Origin of the sequence: Streptomyces sp. NPDC093065 (assembly GCF_044754585.1) — a bacterium.
Classification (GTDB): Bacteria; Actinomycetota; Actinomycetes; order Streptomycetales; family Streptomycetaceae; genus Streptomyces.
The window spans coordinates 39,973-53,455 of record NZ_JBIVPJ010000015.1 but is presented as its reverse complement, the minus strand read 5'-3'; the positions used below and the strand labels follow the sequence as shown (position 1 = coordinate 53,455).

Here is a 13,483-nt window from a genome sequence, read left to right as displayed (position 1 = left end):
GCGTCGTCCCCGGACGGGAACCGGTGGGCGCCGCTCCCGGGAGGCTCGACCGGCCGGCCAGGCTGGCCCCGTCCGACGTACTGCGGCTCGGGCTGCTCGGCGTCCGCATCCGCAGGCTGCGCGCGGCTCTGTCCGCGCTGGGCATCTCGATCGGCATCGCGACCCTCGTCCTGGTGACGGGTATCCCCGCGTCCGGCCAGCAGGCGCTGAACGACGAGTTGTCGGCGCTCGGGACGAACCTGCTGCGCGGGGTGCCGCAGCCCGGTCAGGATCCTCCGGTGGTGCTGCCGGACGCGGCCGACCGGATGGCAGCCCGCATCGGGCCGGTCACGGCGTCCAGTCAGGTGGCCAACACCCACCAGCTGGTGCACCGTTCGGACCTGACCGATCCCCACGACGGGCTGGGGCTCACGGTCCTCGCCGCGGGCGACGGCCTGTTGCCGGTGGTGGGCGGCCGGGTGCGGGCGGGGAAGTTCCTGGACGCCTCGACCGACCGGCTGCCGACGGCGGTCCTCGGTCACGACGCGGCGTCCCGGCTGGGCGTGACCGGTCTGGCGCCGGGGCGGCAGGCACCGCAGATCATCGTGGGGACGCAGTGGTTCACGGTCGTCGGCATCCTCGATCCGCTGCCGCTCGCGCCGGACCTCGACCGCTCGGTGCTGGTCGGCTGGGAGGCGGCGAAGAGGAACCTCGCCTTCGACGGGCATCCCACCGTGGTGTACGTGAAGGCACGCGAGGACGCGATCGAGGCGGTCTCGTCCGTACTGACCGCCACCCTCAATCCGCAGCTGCCCGGGCTGGTGCAGGTCAGCCGGCCCTCGGACGCCCTGGCGGCGAAGCGGGCCACGGACTCCGCCTTCTCGTCCCTGTTCCTCGGGCTCGCCTCGGTGGCGCTGCTGGTGGGCGGGATCGGGGTGGCGAACACCATGTACATCTCGGTGCTGGAACGCCGCAGGGAGATCGGTCTGCGACGCGCGCTCGGCGCCAACCGGGGGCAGATCAGGGGGCAGTTCCTCACCGAGTCGGTGGTGCTCTCGCTGCTCGGCGGGGCCGCGGGGACGGTGATCGGCGTACTGGCCACCGCCGGTTACGCCCTCTACGAGGGCTGGCGGCCGGTCGTTCCGCTCACGGTGCTCGGGGCGGGGGTGGGCGGTGCGGTGGTCATCGGCGTGGTGGCGGGCGTGTACCCGTCCGTCCGGGCGGCGCGGCTCACCCCGACGGAGGCGCTAGCCTCGGCGTGACCGGCGTGACCGGCGGGTGCGGCGCGCCGGACGTGTCCACCGGGCGCGCCGCGTGCCGTCCCGCGCCGCGCGTCCGGCCCGGCCTGTGCGCGGTCGCTCAGCTCGGGCTCGGTACGCCGGCCCGGACCAGCCGCACATGTTCGTCGTACCGGCGGGCTCCCCTCAGCCGCCACAGCAGCCGGGCGGGGGCGGGCATCTCGCCGAGGAACCAGGCGCGTTCGCGCGGCGTGGCGTCCTCGAGGACCATGCCGGCCAGGGTCAGCTTGCCGGTCAGTGTCCTGGGGCCGTGCTTCATGGCGTGCTTCTGCGGCGCCAGCCATTCGGGCACGGTGAGATGGTCGTGAATGAGGGGAAGCACCTCTTCCTCCTCCAGGTCCAGATGCTCGGTCAGCGCCGGGCCCAGATCCCGCAGGGCGCCGGCGAGCAGGTCGCGTGCGGTGGCCCCCGCCTGCGCGGTCCATGCGGGCAACCGGGCCGCCACGGCGTCGACGGCGTCGCCGATCGCCTGGTGCTGCGTCTCCATGACGGCGATCAGGTCCTTCTTGAGCGGAACGCGTTGCACGAGGACCGGCCAGAGCAGTTCGTCCTCGGCCTCGTGGTGCTCGTGGAGCATGTCCAGGACCAGGGAGAGGTGTTCGCCCAGGAGACGGGCGCGGGCCGTGTCGCCGGCGCCCACGGCGGCGACGAGGTCGGGGAGTTGGGCGAACTCCCTCCTCATCACGCGGTGGATGACCTTCATCTGCTGGATCTCGGGCTTGTCGGCCGGGGCATCCGGATTAATCAACATACATTGATAGTACCTCCATTAATATCAATGTGAGCCTGCCACAATGACGGGATGACGAAGCGCACCTACAGTTCGAGAGTCCGGGCCGTCGCGGCAGGTCGGACACACACCGCCATCCTTCGGGCCGCGGAGGAACTGTTCGTCGAGCGGGGCTACACCAGGTCCACGGTCTCCGCCATCGCGGACCGGGCCGGGGTCGCCCTCAACACCGTGTACACGAGCGTGGGAGGCAAGCCGGCCCTGGTCGACGCGCTGGCCAGGGAGGGTACGGAGGACGAGGAGATCCAGACCGCGCTCGACGCGATGCTGGCCAGCGCGGACGGCCTGGAGGTGCTGCGCCTGACCGGCCGGAGCACCGGCGAGATCACCCGCCGCCACGCACGCGTCCTGAACTTCCTGCGCGACAACGCGACCGCCGACCCGGCGGTCGCCGCCGCGGCCGAGCACGCCGTCGAGCGCTACCGTGAGCGGCTGGCCCTCGTCGCCGATCATCTGGCGTCCCTGCCGGAGGTCCGCCTGGACGCGGTCCGTACCGGGCAGATCCTGTGGTTCTACTTCGGCCAGGACGCCTGGCGGACCGTACGCGGGTTCGGCTGGACCTGGGCGGAGGGCGCCGACTGGCTGGCCGCGCGGGCGGCCGACGCCCTGCTGCCTTCGCCCACGGGCCACGGCGGCTGACGACTGGCGGTCCGCACACGGGTGGGCGGACCGGCGACGGCTGTCCGACGTCGGTGCCGCCGGTGTGCGAGACACATTGCCGAGGGCGGCACACAGGTAGAGTCATACCTTGCCCGCCATTCACACATATGGGCGGCGGTCGAGCACTGGCGCCGGGGCCGGAGCCACGACAGCACGGGAAGAGACGGAAATGACCGAGGTCGCAGCAGGCGGCACACGAGGGGTCGCGGGCGTGGGACTGACCGCCCTGCTGGTCGCCGCCGCCCGGGCCGTCGAGACGGGCCGGCCCGACGCCCTGGCCCGGGACGAGTACGCCGCGCGCTTCGTCCGGGCGGTACCCGCCTGCGCCGGCTGGCCACTGCGCCCGCAGGAGGTGCCGGACGGCGACGCCGACCCGCTGTGGGGGCGGCTGGCCCGCTTCTTCGGCCTGCGTACCCGCGTCTTCGACGACTTCCTGCTGTACGCGGCCGGAACGGGGGTCACCCAGGTGGTGCTGCTCGGCGCCGGACTGGACACCCGCGCGCACCGGTTGCCGTGGCCGGACGGCTGCACGGTCTTCGAGGTGGACCGGCCGGAGGTGCTCGCGTTCAAACGGTCCGTGCTGGACGGCCTGGACGGCGTGCGCGGCCTTCGCGGCGTGGACGCCCCGGGCAGCCCGGGGGACGGGCCGCGGGCCGGACGCGTCGCGGTTCCCGCGGACCTCCGGGACGAGTGGACCGCGAGCCTCGTCGCGGCGGGCTTCGACCCGGAACGCCCGACGGTCTGGCTGGCCGAGGGGCTGGTGCCCTATCTGCCGCCGGCCGCGGAGGTGGACCTCGTCTCGGCCGTCCGTGCCCACAGCCCGCCGGGCAGCATGCTCGCCTACGAGATCAAGCAGGACGTGGACCCGGCCCGGCAACGGGACTTCCCCGTCTACGCCGCGGTGCGCGAAAGGCTCGGCATCGACCTGCTCGCGCTCTTCAGCCCCGAGCCCCGCCCCGACTCCCCGGGCGAGCTGACCGGCCGCGGATGGTCCACGGCCGTGCGCACCCCGTTCGACTTCACCCGGCGCCACGGGCGCGGCCCGCTTCCGGCGCCCGACGACGCGCTGGCGGCCAACCGCTGGATCTTCGCCGCCCTCGGCACCGAACTGCCCGGCGACCAGCGGATCTGCCCCGTGCCTGCCGGGCCGGTCAGCGGATCGGCGTGACACTCGCCCACCGGGACGGGTCCTCGGACGCGACGCGGTAGACGTTCCAGGCTCCGTCCTCGTCCCTCCCGTACCGGTACTCGTTCGCGGGGTAGTACGCCCGGTACGAGGCGAGCACCGCAGCGCACTGGGCGCGGCTCAGGAAGGGCCCCGCCACGTGCGCTCCTCCCCCGGAGCCCGTCGGTGACGGGATCGAGACGTCCGCGGGGGCTGCCGGGCCACGGGCCTGTGACGGGGCGAGGGCGGCGAGGAACCGCAGGGCGCGGGTGAACGGCATCGGACTCCCTTCCACGGGCACACCCGGGACGGGCCGGGCTCCCCGAGGGTCAGGTCCGGCGTCACCGGCGTGTGTGAGAAGCGTAGCTTATGTGTCTCACCTGGAGCAGACACATGCGTACTGATTGAATACATATCTCATACGTCCACCTTCCCTCCCGTCCACTTTGCGTCACCTCCTTGACCGGTGACGCAATGAGATGCATGCTGGTCCCACCGAGTTACACGGCGCAGTCCGCCATCGAGAGAGCGGAGCAGACATGCAGATCAAGGTCACCACGGAGAGCGCGGCGGCGGCCCGGCAGGCCCGTTTCGGAAAGCTGCCCGAGCGCGTCAGGTTCGAGGACATGGTCGAGGAGACGGCCGCGAGCCCGGACAGTGGACTCGACAATCGCTACGACCCCGCCGGGTCCTGGAAGTACTTCAACTGCCTGGCCCTCGACCTGGGCCTCTGAGAAGCCGCCGGCGCACCCCCCGATACGACGACGGCCCGGGCCGTCCGGCAGGGCACCAGTGGTACCATCGGTGCCATGTCGGAGACCAAGGCCATGAACCTGCGCTTCCCCGACCCCGAGCAGCGCGCGGCGATCGCGGCCGCCGCCAAGCACGAGGGGGTCAGCCTGCAGGAGTACATCCTCTCGGCCGCCTACGCCCGGGCGACGGCCGTCGAGCAGCGTTTCCTGGAACACTTCCGGGAGTCGATGGCGCACAGCGGCGCGGCCTTCGCGACCGGCCCCGGCGGTGTGGACCGCAGCGCCGAAGAGCGGGCCGCCGAGTCGCGGGCACGTCAGGAGCTGGAACTCCCCGGGCGGGGCCACGCCGCGTGAGCGACCCGCACCCCGTCCACCCCCTCGACGTCACCTTCCTGCTGCACGCGGCCGAACTGCTGGACGGCGACCCCCAGGTCGACGACTACGGCCCGCTGTACGCCGCCGCGGCACGGGTCAACGCCCGGGCGCTGGAACGTGACATCTACGGCTCGCTGCACCTCAAGGGCGCGGCCCTGTTGCAGACCCTGGTGCGGCTGCCGTGCCTCGAGCATTCCAACGAGGCCTTCGCCTGGCACTCCGCCGAGGCCTACCTCCTGCTCAACGACTGCCGGCTCGACTACCGGCCCGAAGCCGCCGTCGCCCTGGTGCGCGAGGCCGCGTCAGGGGCACTCGGCGTCGCCCGCATCGGCCGCAGGCTGCGCGAGTGGACGGTCGCCTGACCCGCGCCCGGTGGCGCCCGGTGGGCGGGACACCTGGCTGAGCCCTCCCCGCACACGTCCCGTCGCACCGGCCCGTGAACTTCCGCCGCGTCGGCCTCGTCGTCGTTGTGAGCAGGGTTCTTTCCTCCGTCGCACCACTCCGGCCGCGTCCTCGGGCGACCCGGAGTGGTGCGACGCGGAACGGGCCGACGACACTCGGCGGACTGGTGAGACGACGATGAGCGGGAAACTTGCGGGACGGACCGGCGGAGCCGGACTACGGGCCCAGGACGTGGTGAGGCTCGCGCTGCGGGAGGTGGCCGGCCCGGTCCTGGTACCCGGAACGGCGGAGTACGACGCCGAGTGCGCCACCCACAACCTGAACTGCGCCGTCACACCCGCCGTCGTGGTCGGTGCCACCAGCGAGGGCGACGTACGCGAAGCGGTCCGGTTCGCGGCCGCCCAGGGCATACCGGTCGCGGTGAAGTCCGCCGCGCATCAGATCGTCGGGGCGGCGGACGGCGCCGTGCTCATCACCACCCACCGGATGAAGCGCATGTCCGTCGACGTCGAGGCGCGCACCGTACGCGCCGAGGCCGGCTGCGGTGGAGTGAGGTGCTGCCCCGCACCGCGGAACTGGGCCTCGCCCCGATCGCGGGCTCCGCGCCCGAGGTCGTCGTGGTCGGCTACACCCTGGGCGGCGGACAGAGCCCCCTGCTCGGCCGGACCAAGGGCTACGCGGCCGACCACGTGCGCCGCCTGAACGTCGTGACGGCCGACGGGCGTCTGCGCACCGTCACCCCGGACGGCGAACCCGGCCTGTTCTGGGCCCTGCTCGGTGGCAAGGGCAACTTCGGCGTGGTGACCGAGATCGAGTTCGACGTGTTCCCGGTGACCCGCTTCCACGGCGGCGGCCTCCACTTTTCCGGCGAGCACCTGGCCGAGGTGCTGGAAGCCTGGCGGCTGTGGGCACCCACCCTCCCCGAGGAGGCGACCACGTCCCTGGGCGTCCAGCGGCTGCCCGACCTGCCGACGCTGCCCGGACCGCTGCGCGGCGCCTTCGTGGTCCACGTCCGGTTCGCCCACCTGGGCTCCGCCGACGAGGGCGAGCGGCTCCTGGCGCCCCTGCGCCGGGCCGCTCCGGCGCTGCTCGACACGGTCGGCGAGAAGCCCGTCACCGCCATCGGGGAGATCCACCTGGACCCGGTGGACCCGATGCCGTACTTCGACCGCAGCATGACCCTGCGGGAGTTCCCGCGGAAGGCGGCGGACACCCTGGTCGCGCTCACCGGCCCCGGGTCGGGCTGCCGGCTGGCGAACCTGGAGATCCGCGCCCTCGGCGGGGCCTTCGACCGGGAGCCGGAGGTCCCCAACGCGGTGTCCGTCAGGGGCATTCCGTTCGTCCTCTTCAGCTTCGCGGTGGGCGGCGGCGACCAGGCCGACGACCTGAGGGGCCAGTTGGCCGCGGTCATGGACGGCTTCGCGCCGTGGGCCGCGGACCGGAGCATGGTGAACTTCCTGTCGCCGGACGAGGCGAGGGACACTGAGGGCGTACGGGCGGCGTACGGGCCCGAACGGTATGCCCGGCTGGCCGAGGTCAAGCGGCACTGGGACCCGGCCAACCTGTTCCGCTTCAACCACAACATCCTGCCCGCCTGAGCGGGACGCCGGACTCCCCGGTCAGTGGTCCGCGTCCGCCGTGATCAGGCGGGCGAGTCGACCGGGGACGGAGTAGAACGGCGAGTGGCTGGTGGGCAGGGCGTACGTGCGCCCGGCGCGGGCCGCCATGACCTTCTGGAACGCCGGGTCGACCGCGCGGTCCTGCTCGCAGACGACGTAGCTGGAGGGCACGGTCTTCCAGGCGGCCTGCGTGAGGGGTTCGCTGAAGGACTTCACCGTCTGCAGGACCAGCCGGCCGGCGGCACGGCGGGCCACCTCGTCGGTGGCGTCCGCGTAGAGGTGGGTGCGCGGGTCCTCGTGGGCGGGCAGGGTGCCGGTGTCGCCCTCGGGGAGTCCCCCGCCGGCGATCGAGGCCAGCGAGTCCCCCACGTCGAGCTGGAAGGCCGCGAGGTAGATCAGCCGGGACACGTCGGCGCCGGCGGCGGCCTCGGTGACGGGCAGACCCGCGTAGGAGTGGGCGACGACGGTGACGGGGCCCCGGGTCCGCGTCAGCTCGTCCAGCCTGCGCCGGACCACGCGGGCGTCGTCGTACATGCCGGCCGTGCCGTGCGGGTCGGCCGTGGCGCTCGGCAGGTCCACCGTCTCCACCTGCCAGCCGCACGCGGTGAGTTCGGGAACGAGCAGTTCCCAGCACCAGGCGCCGTGCCAGGCACCGTGGACGAGCAGGACGACGGGCCTGGCGGGGGCGGGGGCGTGGGCGGGAGTGGTCATGTGTGTGCCTTCCGGGAAGAGAGCGGGGTGGGGGTGAGGGCGCGGTCCGGGTCGGTGGGCCCGGACGGCGGCCGCGGCGCGGGTCCGCAGCCGGTGGGCGGCCTCGGGGCCGAGAGGGTGACCGGCCACCCGGCCCTCCCCCCGCGCGCGCAACGGCCGGGGCCTCCTCGTTGTCCTCGAAGTAGCGGCCCGTCACCCCGGCGGGCAGCGGGGAGGCCGCCGGCAGGACCGAGGTCTGGGCTCCTTGCCGCGAGGTCGTGAAGTACGCGGGTGTGGTCACCCCGTGCTCGCCGTGCACCACGCCGAAGGAGCACAGGGTGTCGCGGCCGAGGTGGCGCTGGAGCGCGGTGAGGACGGTGCCGGGGGGCGAGCGCGTGGGCAGCCTCGAACGGGTCGTGGTGCAGGGGCTGTTGGGCTGCCTCACGGGCCGGCGCCTCGGGCCGGCGGCGAAGCGGCTCCGCCCGGGCGGCGACCCGGTCGCGGTCGTCGCCCGAGCGGTCGGGTACGGCTCCGAGAGAGCGCTCTGAGCACGGCCTTCAAACACGTCATGGGGTCTCTCCGCGAGACTGCCGCAAGGAGGGGCGCCGATGACGGCCGCGCCGGGCGTCAGGTGTCAGGTGTCAGGTGTCAGGTGTCAGGTGTCAGGTGTCAGGTGTAGCAGCCGTTGACGGTGGCGGCGAGGCCGTCCATGGCGTCCTTGATGTCGTTCGGGGCTGCCGTCGATCCGTTCTCGATGAAGGAGAAGACCCGCCACTCGCCCTCGTCGGTCCGGGTCAGGCCGCTCAGCGCGATGGCTCCGGTGAGGGTGCCGGTCTTCGCCCGGACCTTGCCGACGGCGCACTCGGAGTTCGGGTCGTCGAAGCGCCCCCACTCCGGGCCCAGGGTGGCACCGGCCTCGCCGGCGACGGGCAGGCCCTCCAGGATGGAGCCGAGGGTGTGCGTGTTGCGGTGCTCGGTGAGCAGTTCGAGGATCTGCGCGAGGGTCGCGGCCGGGATGCGGTCGGCGCGGGAGAGGCCGCTGCCGTCGTACATCTCGAAGTTCTCCAGGGACACGCCGTAGCGGTGGCTGAGCACGTGCCGGACGGCCTCGGTGCCGCCCTCGAAGGTGGCGGGCCGGCCCGACTCGACGGCGGTCATGCGCAGCAGGGTCTCGGCGATGTTGTTGTCGCTGGTCTTGAGCATCGTCTTGACGATCTCGCTCAGGGGCGCCGACCTGTGCCGGGCGACCGGCACGTCCCGGTGGTGCGCGGTGGCGCGGGTGACGTCGCCCTCGACGGCGACGCCGGCGTCGGCGAGCTGCTGGGCGAAGACCTTCCCGGCGTCGAGCGAGGTGTCCTCGACGCTGTGACCGTCCACCACCAGTGCGCGGACCGGGGCGACCTCGGTGGGGTAGTAGCCCTCGTTCCAGCCGTTGGCCAGGGACGGCGCGGCGAACAGGCTGTCGTCCACGGCGACCTTCACCGAGGTCAGGCCCGCCGCCTTGAGTCCGGCCACCGCGGTCTTCGTCAGCTCGGCGAGGTCGTCGCCGCTGAGGGTCCGGTCGCCGCCTCCGACGAGGGTCAGCGTGCCGTGGCCGTAGACGACCTTCGTGGTGAACCGGTGGTTCGGGCCCATCACCGTCAGGGCGGCGGTCGAGGTGGCGAGCTTGGCGTTGGACGCCGGCATCATCGCGGTGGTGGCGTTGTGGCCCCACAGCGCGGTGTCCGAGTCGGCGTCCAGGACGACGCCGCTGACGTCCGCTCCCAGGCGCTGGTCGAGGACGCGTGCGTCGAGGTTCCTGACGAGCTGCTCGTGGCCGGCGCCGACGCCCCTGTCCCGGGCCGCCGTGGCGTCCGTGGCCCCCGTGGTGTCCGGGACCGTCGTCGCGGTGTTCCGGTCGGCGGCGAACGCCGAAGTGCCGGCCAGCGCAGCCGAGGCCACGGGGACGGCCATCGCGAGCACTACGGCCCGTCGGACCGCCGAACCGGTCATTCTCACCTTCCGGTGGCGGTGATGGCCGCCCGGAGTGAAGGCGTTCATACGTGTCTGGCCTGACGTATCACTCATATGGAGAATCCAAGGCTCGGGTGCAGAGCTTTCCGCTCTGAAGGGGTGGCTCGGCGCGCACCCTACCACCGCACATGTGTGTGCTTCGGGACTCCACGGATGGCTCGTCCCCTCGCACCTGTCCCGGCCCGGGCCGGGACAGGTGCGAGGGGACGACGGCACAGAGAGACACCTCAGATGTACGAGCGCCCGGTGGGGCCGCTCAGCCGCGGAAGCTGAGCATGGGCCCGCGCGACTTCCAGGAGTGGAAGTTGCCCGCCGGTTCGGTGACCGAGGCGCCGGTGCAGTCCGCGTTCTTGTAGAAGGTGACGGGCCTGTCCGTCATGTTGATGTTGGCGAGAATTCCGAAGGGCGCCGTGACGCAGCCGCTGTCCACGCCCTCGTAGAGGGCCGCTCGGCCGGTGAACCACTCCGTCTCGAAGACGCACAGGTTGCCCGTGGTGGTGCATCCCGGGTCCCAGTCGTCCACGAGGACGGGGCCGGACGCCGCCGACGCCGTGGCGGGGGCCGCCCCCAGGAGCAGTGCGGCGGCGGTGGAGGCGACGGCGAGCGCGGCGCGCCGGGGTCCGGACCTGTGCATGGCTTCTCCTCTTGCCGATGGGACGAACACGTCGATCGGCGTCCCAGAGTGCAGGCACGGCACATAGTTGTCAATGTTTCAACTATATATGGCTGATTCTGGGTGGACACTATGGGAGCCTATGCACACCTTTGCCAACTCTTTGTGCGTAAACACCTACTTTAGTTTGCCCGCAACAACCAACATATCTATGGTTGCCTCAAGCAACAACTCAGGAGGTGTCCATGGCAGAGAGGGCGCACTACGAGGAGCTGGTCCGTCAGTTCAGTGCCTTCGGTGCCGTCAGGCGAGAGCTGGGCCGCATCCTGCCGCCCGACTGCCCCGGTGGCTCGGCCGCCGTACTGGCACTGATAGGCCGCCACGGCGACATACGTATGAGCAAGGTCGCGGAGCTGCTCGCCATCGACACGTCGGTGACCAGCCGGCACGTCACACACGCGGCCGACCGCGGCTGGATCGAGCGCATCCCCGACCCGGCGGACAAGCGCTCGCGCATCCTGCGTCTGACGCCCGAGGGCCGTGCCCGGCTCGACGATCTGTCGGAGCGGAGCACGCAACTGCTGGCCCACCGGCTGAGCGACTGGACCGACGACGACGTCGGCCATCTCACCCGGCTCATGGCCCGGCTCAGGGCCAGCTTCGACGACTGCCGCACCCCCCGCGGTCCGCTCGCCGCACCGCCGTCCGGGGACCGGCCCTCCGCCCGTACACCCGCGATCACCACGTGAAACGAAGGAAGCCCATGGCAACATCCGCACCGGACGGTGTACGGGCACGGGCCACGCACGGGGACGGCGCCCCGGACGGCGCCCCGATGACGCACCGGCAGATCATGGAGGCGCTCTCCGGGCTGCTGCTCGGTCTGTTCGCAGCCATCCTGTCCTCGACCGTCGTCACCAACGCCCTGCCCGAGATCATCAACGACCTCGGCGGCGGCCAGAGCGCCTACACCTGGGTCGTCACCTCCTCCCTGCTGGCCGTGACGGCGTCGACCCCCCTGTGGGGCAAGCTCGCGGACCTGTTCAGCAAGAAGGTCCTGGTCCAGATATCCCTGACCGTCTTCGTCATCGGCTCCGTCGTGGCCGGTCTGGCGCAGAACCCGGCGACGCTGATCGGCGCGCGGGTCATCCAGGGGCTGGGCGGCGGCGGCCTTTCGGCACTGTCCCAGATCATCCTGGCCGCGATGATCGCCCCGCGTGAGCGCGGCCGCTACTCCGGCTACCTGGGAGCGACCTTCGCCGTCGCCACCGTCGGCGGTCCGCTGCTCGGCGGCGTCATCACCGACACCAGTTGGCTCGGCTGGCGCTGGTGCCTCTACATCGGCGTGCCCTTCGCCGTCGTCGCGCTGGTCGTCCTCCAGAAGACGCTGAACCTGCCGGTACTCAGGCGCAAGGTCGAGGTCGACTGGGCCGGCGCCTTCTTCGTCACCGCCGCCGTCTGCCTGCTGCTCGTCTGGGTGACCTTCGCCGACGACAAGTACGCGTGGCTGTCCTGGCAGACGTACGCCCTGGTCGGTGCCTCCCTCGTGCTGACCCTGGTCTTCCTGTTCGTCGAGACCAGGGCCGCCGAGCCGATCATCCCGCTGCGGCTGTTCCGCAACCGCACCATCGCCCTGGCCTCGCTGGCCTCGCTGCTCGTCGGTATCGCGCTCTTCGCGGGCACGGTGTTCTTCAGCCAGTACTTCCAGCTCGCCCGCGGCGACTCGCCGACCAGGTCGGGCGTCATGACCATCCCGTTCATCGGTGGTCTGTTCGTCTCCTCCACGGTCTCCGGCATCATCATCACCAAGACCGGCAGGTGGAAGTCCTGGCTGCTGGCGGGAGGCTTGCTGCTGACCGCGGGGCTGGGACTGCTGGGCACCCTCCGGTACGACACTCCGTACTGGCACATCGGCATCTTCATGGTGCTGATGGGTCTCGGCGTCGGCATGACGTTGCAGAACCTGGTGCTGTGCACGCAGAACCAGGTGGAGCCGGGCGACCTGGGCGCGGCCTCCTCGGTGGTGACCTTCTTCCGGCGCCGAGGTTCCGCATCCGTGTTTTCCGGGTGCGTGCCGGGTGCGGTCGCGGCCGGTGCCGCACCGTCCCGCCGGTCGGAGAAACCGCCGGTCGCGAGGTCTTTCACCACGCATGGACAGGGTGACCGCACAGGTGGCCGAGTGGGCGATCGGCGAGGTCCGACAGGTCGTTGTATGTGTCACGTATCACCGGCTCCCGCAGACACCCGGGCTCCGGGCACCGGGTGCACATGCACGCCTTCACGACGCGCGGCCCCGGCCCCTCACCTCGTCGCGAACGACCGTTCACCCGAGCAAGCCGGCCGTTTCCGGAGTCCGCGCCGCACGCGCCTTGGGCTCACACGTGTACGCGGCTTTGGGTATAGGGTCCCCACCATCCCCGGGGGCGCTCTTCGATGCCCCCGCGTTTCGCGTGCCCGCAGCGACATCCGTGCACGGCGTCCTCGCAGATTCCCCAGTCCAGGAGCTGTTCGCCATGAGTGAGTTCCCCTCGCCGCCGCCCGTCCCCCAGGACCGTCAGTTCGTCCTCGGCCAGCATCTGCGGCTCTCCGTCCTCACCTCCGCGGAGGAGACCGACGGCCGTCACGACCTGTCGGACATCACGCTGCCCGGGGGCGCCGGGACGCCGCTGCACCTCCACACCGGCTACGAGGAGCGCATCTGGGTCGTTTCCGGGTCGCTCACGGTCTGGGCCGGTCCGGACACCTTCACGCTGCGGTCCGGCGACTTCTACGCGATCCCGATGAACACGCCCCACACCATCAAGGCCGGCCCGGACGGAGCGCGCTCGCTCAACATCACCTCCCCCGGCAAGTTCGCCGACCTGATCCGCCGCAGCGGCACCCCCGCTCACCTGGCCACGCCGGAGACCGAGTGGGACATGGGTCTGTTCCAGGCCATCACCGAGGAGCTGGGGGACGTCATCCTCGGCCCGCCCGGAGCCACCCCGGCGGACCTGGAGCGCGCCGGCGAGTGACCCGGCCGGGCGTGCGTCGCCGGGACGGGGGTTTCCCGGTCGGCGCCCGCCCCAGCGCCCCCGTGTGCCGCACGACGTGGGGGCGCACGCACCGAAAGGAACAGGAACGCCAT

16 protein-coding genes and 1 pseudogene are annotated in these 13,483 nt (G+C 71.9%); 12 read left to right on the top strand and 5 right to left on the bottom strand.

The annotated features are described in order from the left end of the window. Positions 1–23 precede the first annotated feature (23 nt). On the top strand, positions 24–1,241 hold the full coding sequence (locus tag ACIQFU_RS24730) for an ABC transporter permease (protein WP_402554439.1): 1,218 nt from the start codon (positions 24–26) through the stop codon (positions 1,239–1,241). Positions 1,242–1,338: 97 nt separating this feature from the next. Here the strand turns inward: ACIQFU_RS24730 and ACIQFU_RS24725 are convergent, their stop codons facing one another. Next, positions 1,339–2,028 (bottom strand): hemerythrin domain-containing protein, encoded by a 690-nt coding sequence (locus ACIQFU_RS24725; RefSeq protein WP_402554345.1) that lies wholly within the window; start codon positions 2,026–2,028, stop codon positions 1,339–1,341. Positions 2,029–2,079: 51 nt separating this feature from the next. Between ACIQFU_RS24725 and ACIQFU_RS24720 the strand changes: the two genes are divergently transcribed. Beyond that, a complete protein-coding gene (locus ACIQFU_RS24720; RefSeq protein WP_402554344.1) occupies positions 2,080–2,706 on the top strand; it encodes a TetR/AcrR family transcriptional regulator in 627 nt (208 codons plus the stop codon). Between the two features lie 190 nt (positions 2,707–2,896). After that, entirely contained in the window at positions 2,897–3,895 is a 999-nt protein-coding gene (locus tag ACIQFU_RS24715; RefSeq protein ID WP_402554343.1) for an SAM-dependent methyltransferase, read from the top strand. Here ACIQFU_RS24715 and ACIQFU_RS24710 read toward each other — a convergent pair. Further along, complete coding sequence (locus ACIQFU_RS24710) at positions 3,879–4,172, bottom strand: hypothetical protein (RefSeq protein WP_402554342.1); 294 nt, start codon at positions 4,170–4,172, stop codon at positions 3,879–3,881. The two genes, ACIQFU_RS24715 and ACIQFU_RS24710, sit on opposite strands and share 17 nt — an antisense overlap. Before the next feature lie 259 nt (positions 4,173–4,431). On the opposite strand from ACIQFU_RS24710, the gene ACIQFU_RS24705 reads away from it, so the two are divergent. From ACIQFU_RS24705 to ACIQFU_RS24685, 5 genes and pseudogenes are all read left to right on the top strand, one after another. Beyond that, positions 4,432–4,626 (top strand): hypothetical protein, encoded by a 195-nt coding sequence (locus tag ACIQFU_RS24705; RefSeq protein ID WP_189750420.1) that lies wholly within the window; start codon positions 4,432–4,434, stop codon positions 4,624–4,626. Between the two features lie 75 nt (positions 4,627–4,701). Beyond that, positions 4,702–4,998, top strand: a complete 297-nt coding sequence (locus tag ACIQFU_RS24700) for a DUF1778 domain-containing protein (protein WP_402554341.1) — start codon at positions 4,702–4,704, stop codon at positions 4,996–4,998. After that, positions 4,995–5,381: a fic family toxin-antitoxin system, toxin component gene (locus ACIQFU_RS24695; RefSeq protein WP_402554340.1), complete on the top strand. Its 387-nt coding sequence runs from the start codon at positions 4,995–4,997 to the stop codon at positions 5,379–5,381. Before ACIQFU_RS24700 ends, ACIQFU_RS24695 begins: the two co-directional genes overlap by 4 nt. 217 nt (positions 5,382–5,598) lie before the next feature. After that, positions 5,599–5,904: pseudogene (locus tag ACIQFU_RS24690) on the top strand (FAD-binding protein); the annotation flags it as partial. Positions 5,905–5,975: 71 nt separating this feature from the next. Beyond that, positions 5,976–7,019, top strand: a complete 1,044-nt coding sequence (locus tag ACIQFU_RS24685; protein ID WP_402554339.1) for an FAD-binding oxidoreductase — start codon at positions 5,976–5,978, stop codon at positions 7,017–7,019. Between the two features lie 21 nt (positions 7,020–7,040). Here ACIQFU_RS24685 and ACIQFU_RS24680 read toward each other — a convergent pair whose 3' ends face one another. Continuing rightward, complete coding sequence (locus tag ACIQFU_RS24680; protein ID WP_402554338.1) at positions 7,041–7,751, bottom strand: alpha/beta fold hydrolase; 711 nt, start codon at positions 7,749–7,751, stop codon at positions 7,041–7,043. Between the two features lie 317 nt (positions 7,752–8,068). On the opposite strand from ACIQFU_RS24680, the gene ACIQFU_RS24675 reads away from it, so the two are divergent. Further along, the gene (locus ACIQFU_RS24675; protein ID WP_402554337.1) at positions 8,069–8,278 is read left to right on the top strand and encodes a hypothetical protein; all 210 of its coding nucleotides are present in this window, start codon (positions 8,069–8,071) and stop codon (positions 8,276–8,278) included. 121 nt (positions 8,279–8,399) lie between these two features. Here the strand turns inward: ACIQFU_RS24675 and dacB are convergent, their stop codons facing one another. Beyond that, positions 8,400–9,797 carry a D-alanyl-D-alanine carboxypeptidase/D-alanyl-D-alanine-endopeptidase gene (dacB, locus tag ACIQFU_RS24670; protein ID WP_402554336.1) on the bottom strand — a complete coding sequence of 466 codons (1,398 nt, stop codon included), beginning with the start codon at positions 9,795–9,797 and terminating at the stop codon, positions 8,400–8,402. Positions 9,798–9,999: 202 nt separating this feature from the next. Further along, positions 10,000–10,377 carry a hypothetical protein gene (locus ACIQFU_RS24665; RefSeq protein ID WP_402554335.1) on the bottom strand — a complete coding sequence of 126 codons (378 nt, stop codon included), beginning with the start codon at positions 10,375–10,377 and terminating at the stop codon, positions 10,000–10,002. A gap of 224 nt (positions 10,378–10,601) precedes the next feature. Here ACIQFU_RS24665 and ACIQFU_RS24660 point away from each other — a divergent pair, with 224 nt between their 5' ends. From ACIQFU_RS24660 to ACIQFU_RS24650, 3 genes are read left to right on the top strand one after another with little or no spacing between them, the layout of a single operon-like run. Beyond that, complete coding sequence (locus ACIQFU_RS24660; RefSeq protein WP_402554334.1) at positions 10,602–11,105, top strand: MarR family winged helix-turn-helix transcriptional regulator; 504 nt, start codon at positions 10,602–10,604, stop codon at positions 11,103–11,105. A gap of 14 nt (positions 11,106–11,119) precedes the next feature. Then, on the top strand, positions 11,120–12,877 hold the full coding sequence (locus ACIQFU_RS24655; RefSeq protein ID WP_402554333.1) for an MFS transporter: 1,758 nt from the start codon (positions 11,120–11,122) through the stop codon (positions 12,875–12,877). Next, positions 12,870–13,370, top strand: a complete 501-nt coding sequence (locus ACIQFU_RS24650; RefSeq protein WP_402554332.1) for a cupin domain-containing protein — start codon at positions 12,870–12,872, stop codon at positions 13,368–13,370. The genes ACIQFU_RS24655 and ACIQFU_RS24650 overlap by 8 nt, the downstream gene beginning before the upstream one ends. Positions 13,371–13,483: the final 113 nt, after the last annotated feature.

Bases quoted from the DNA above. Each gene is read 5' to 3' on its own strand.
- ACIQFU_RS24725 (WP_402554345.1), bottom strand. From the start codon at position 2,028: ATGTTGATTAATCCGGATGCCCCGGCCGACAAGCCCGAGATCCAGCAG.
- ACIQFU_RS24720 (WP_402554344.1), top strand. From the start codon at position 2,080: ATGACGAAGCGCACCTACAGTTCGAGAGTCCGGGCCGTCGCGGCAGGT.
- ACIQFU_RS24715 (WP_402554343.1), top strand. From the start codon at position 2,897: ATGACCGAGGTCGCAGCAGGCGGCACACGAGGGGTCGCGGGCGTGGGA.
- ACIQFU_RS24710 (WP_402554342.1), bottom strand. From the start codon at position 4,172: ATGCCGTTCACCCGCGCCCTGCGGTTCCTCGCCGCCCTCGCCCCGTCA.
- ACIQFU_RS24705 (WP_189750420.1), top strand. From the start codon at position 4,432: ATGCAGATCAAGGTCACCACGGAGAGCGCGGCGGCGGCCCGGCAGGCC.
- ACIQFU_RS24700 (WP_402554341.1), top strand. From the start codon at position 4,702: ATGTCGGAGACCAAGGCCATGAACCTGCGCTTCCCCGACCCCGAGCAG.
- ACIQFU_RS24680 (WP_402554338.1), bottom strand. From the start codon at position 7,751: ATGACCACTCCCGCCCACGCCCCCGCCCCCGCCAGGCCCGTCGTCCTG.
- dacB (WP_402554336.1), bottom strand. From the start codon at position 9,797: ATGAGTGATACGTCAGGCCAGACACGTATGAACGCCTTCACTCCGGGC.
- ACIQFU_RS24665 (WP_402554335.1), bottom strand. From the start codon at position 10,377: ATGCACAGGTCCGGACCCCGGCGCGCCGCGCTCGCCGTCGCCTCCACC.
- ACIQFU_RS24660 (WP_402554334.1), top strand. From the start codon at position 10,602: ATGGCAGAGAGGGCGCACTACGAGGAGCTGGTCCGTCAGTTCAGTGCC.
- ACIQFU_RS24655 (WP_402554333.1), top strand. From the start codon at position 11,120: ATGGCAACATCCGCACCGGACGGTGTACGGGCACGGGCCACGCACGGG.
- ACIQFU_RS24650 (WP_402554332.1), top strand. From the start codon at position 12,870: ATGAGTGAGTTCCCCTCGCCGCCGCCCGTCCCCCAGGACCGTCAGTTC.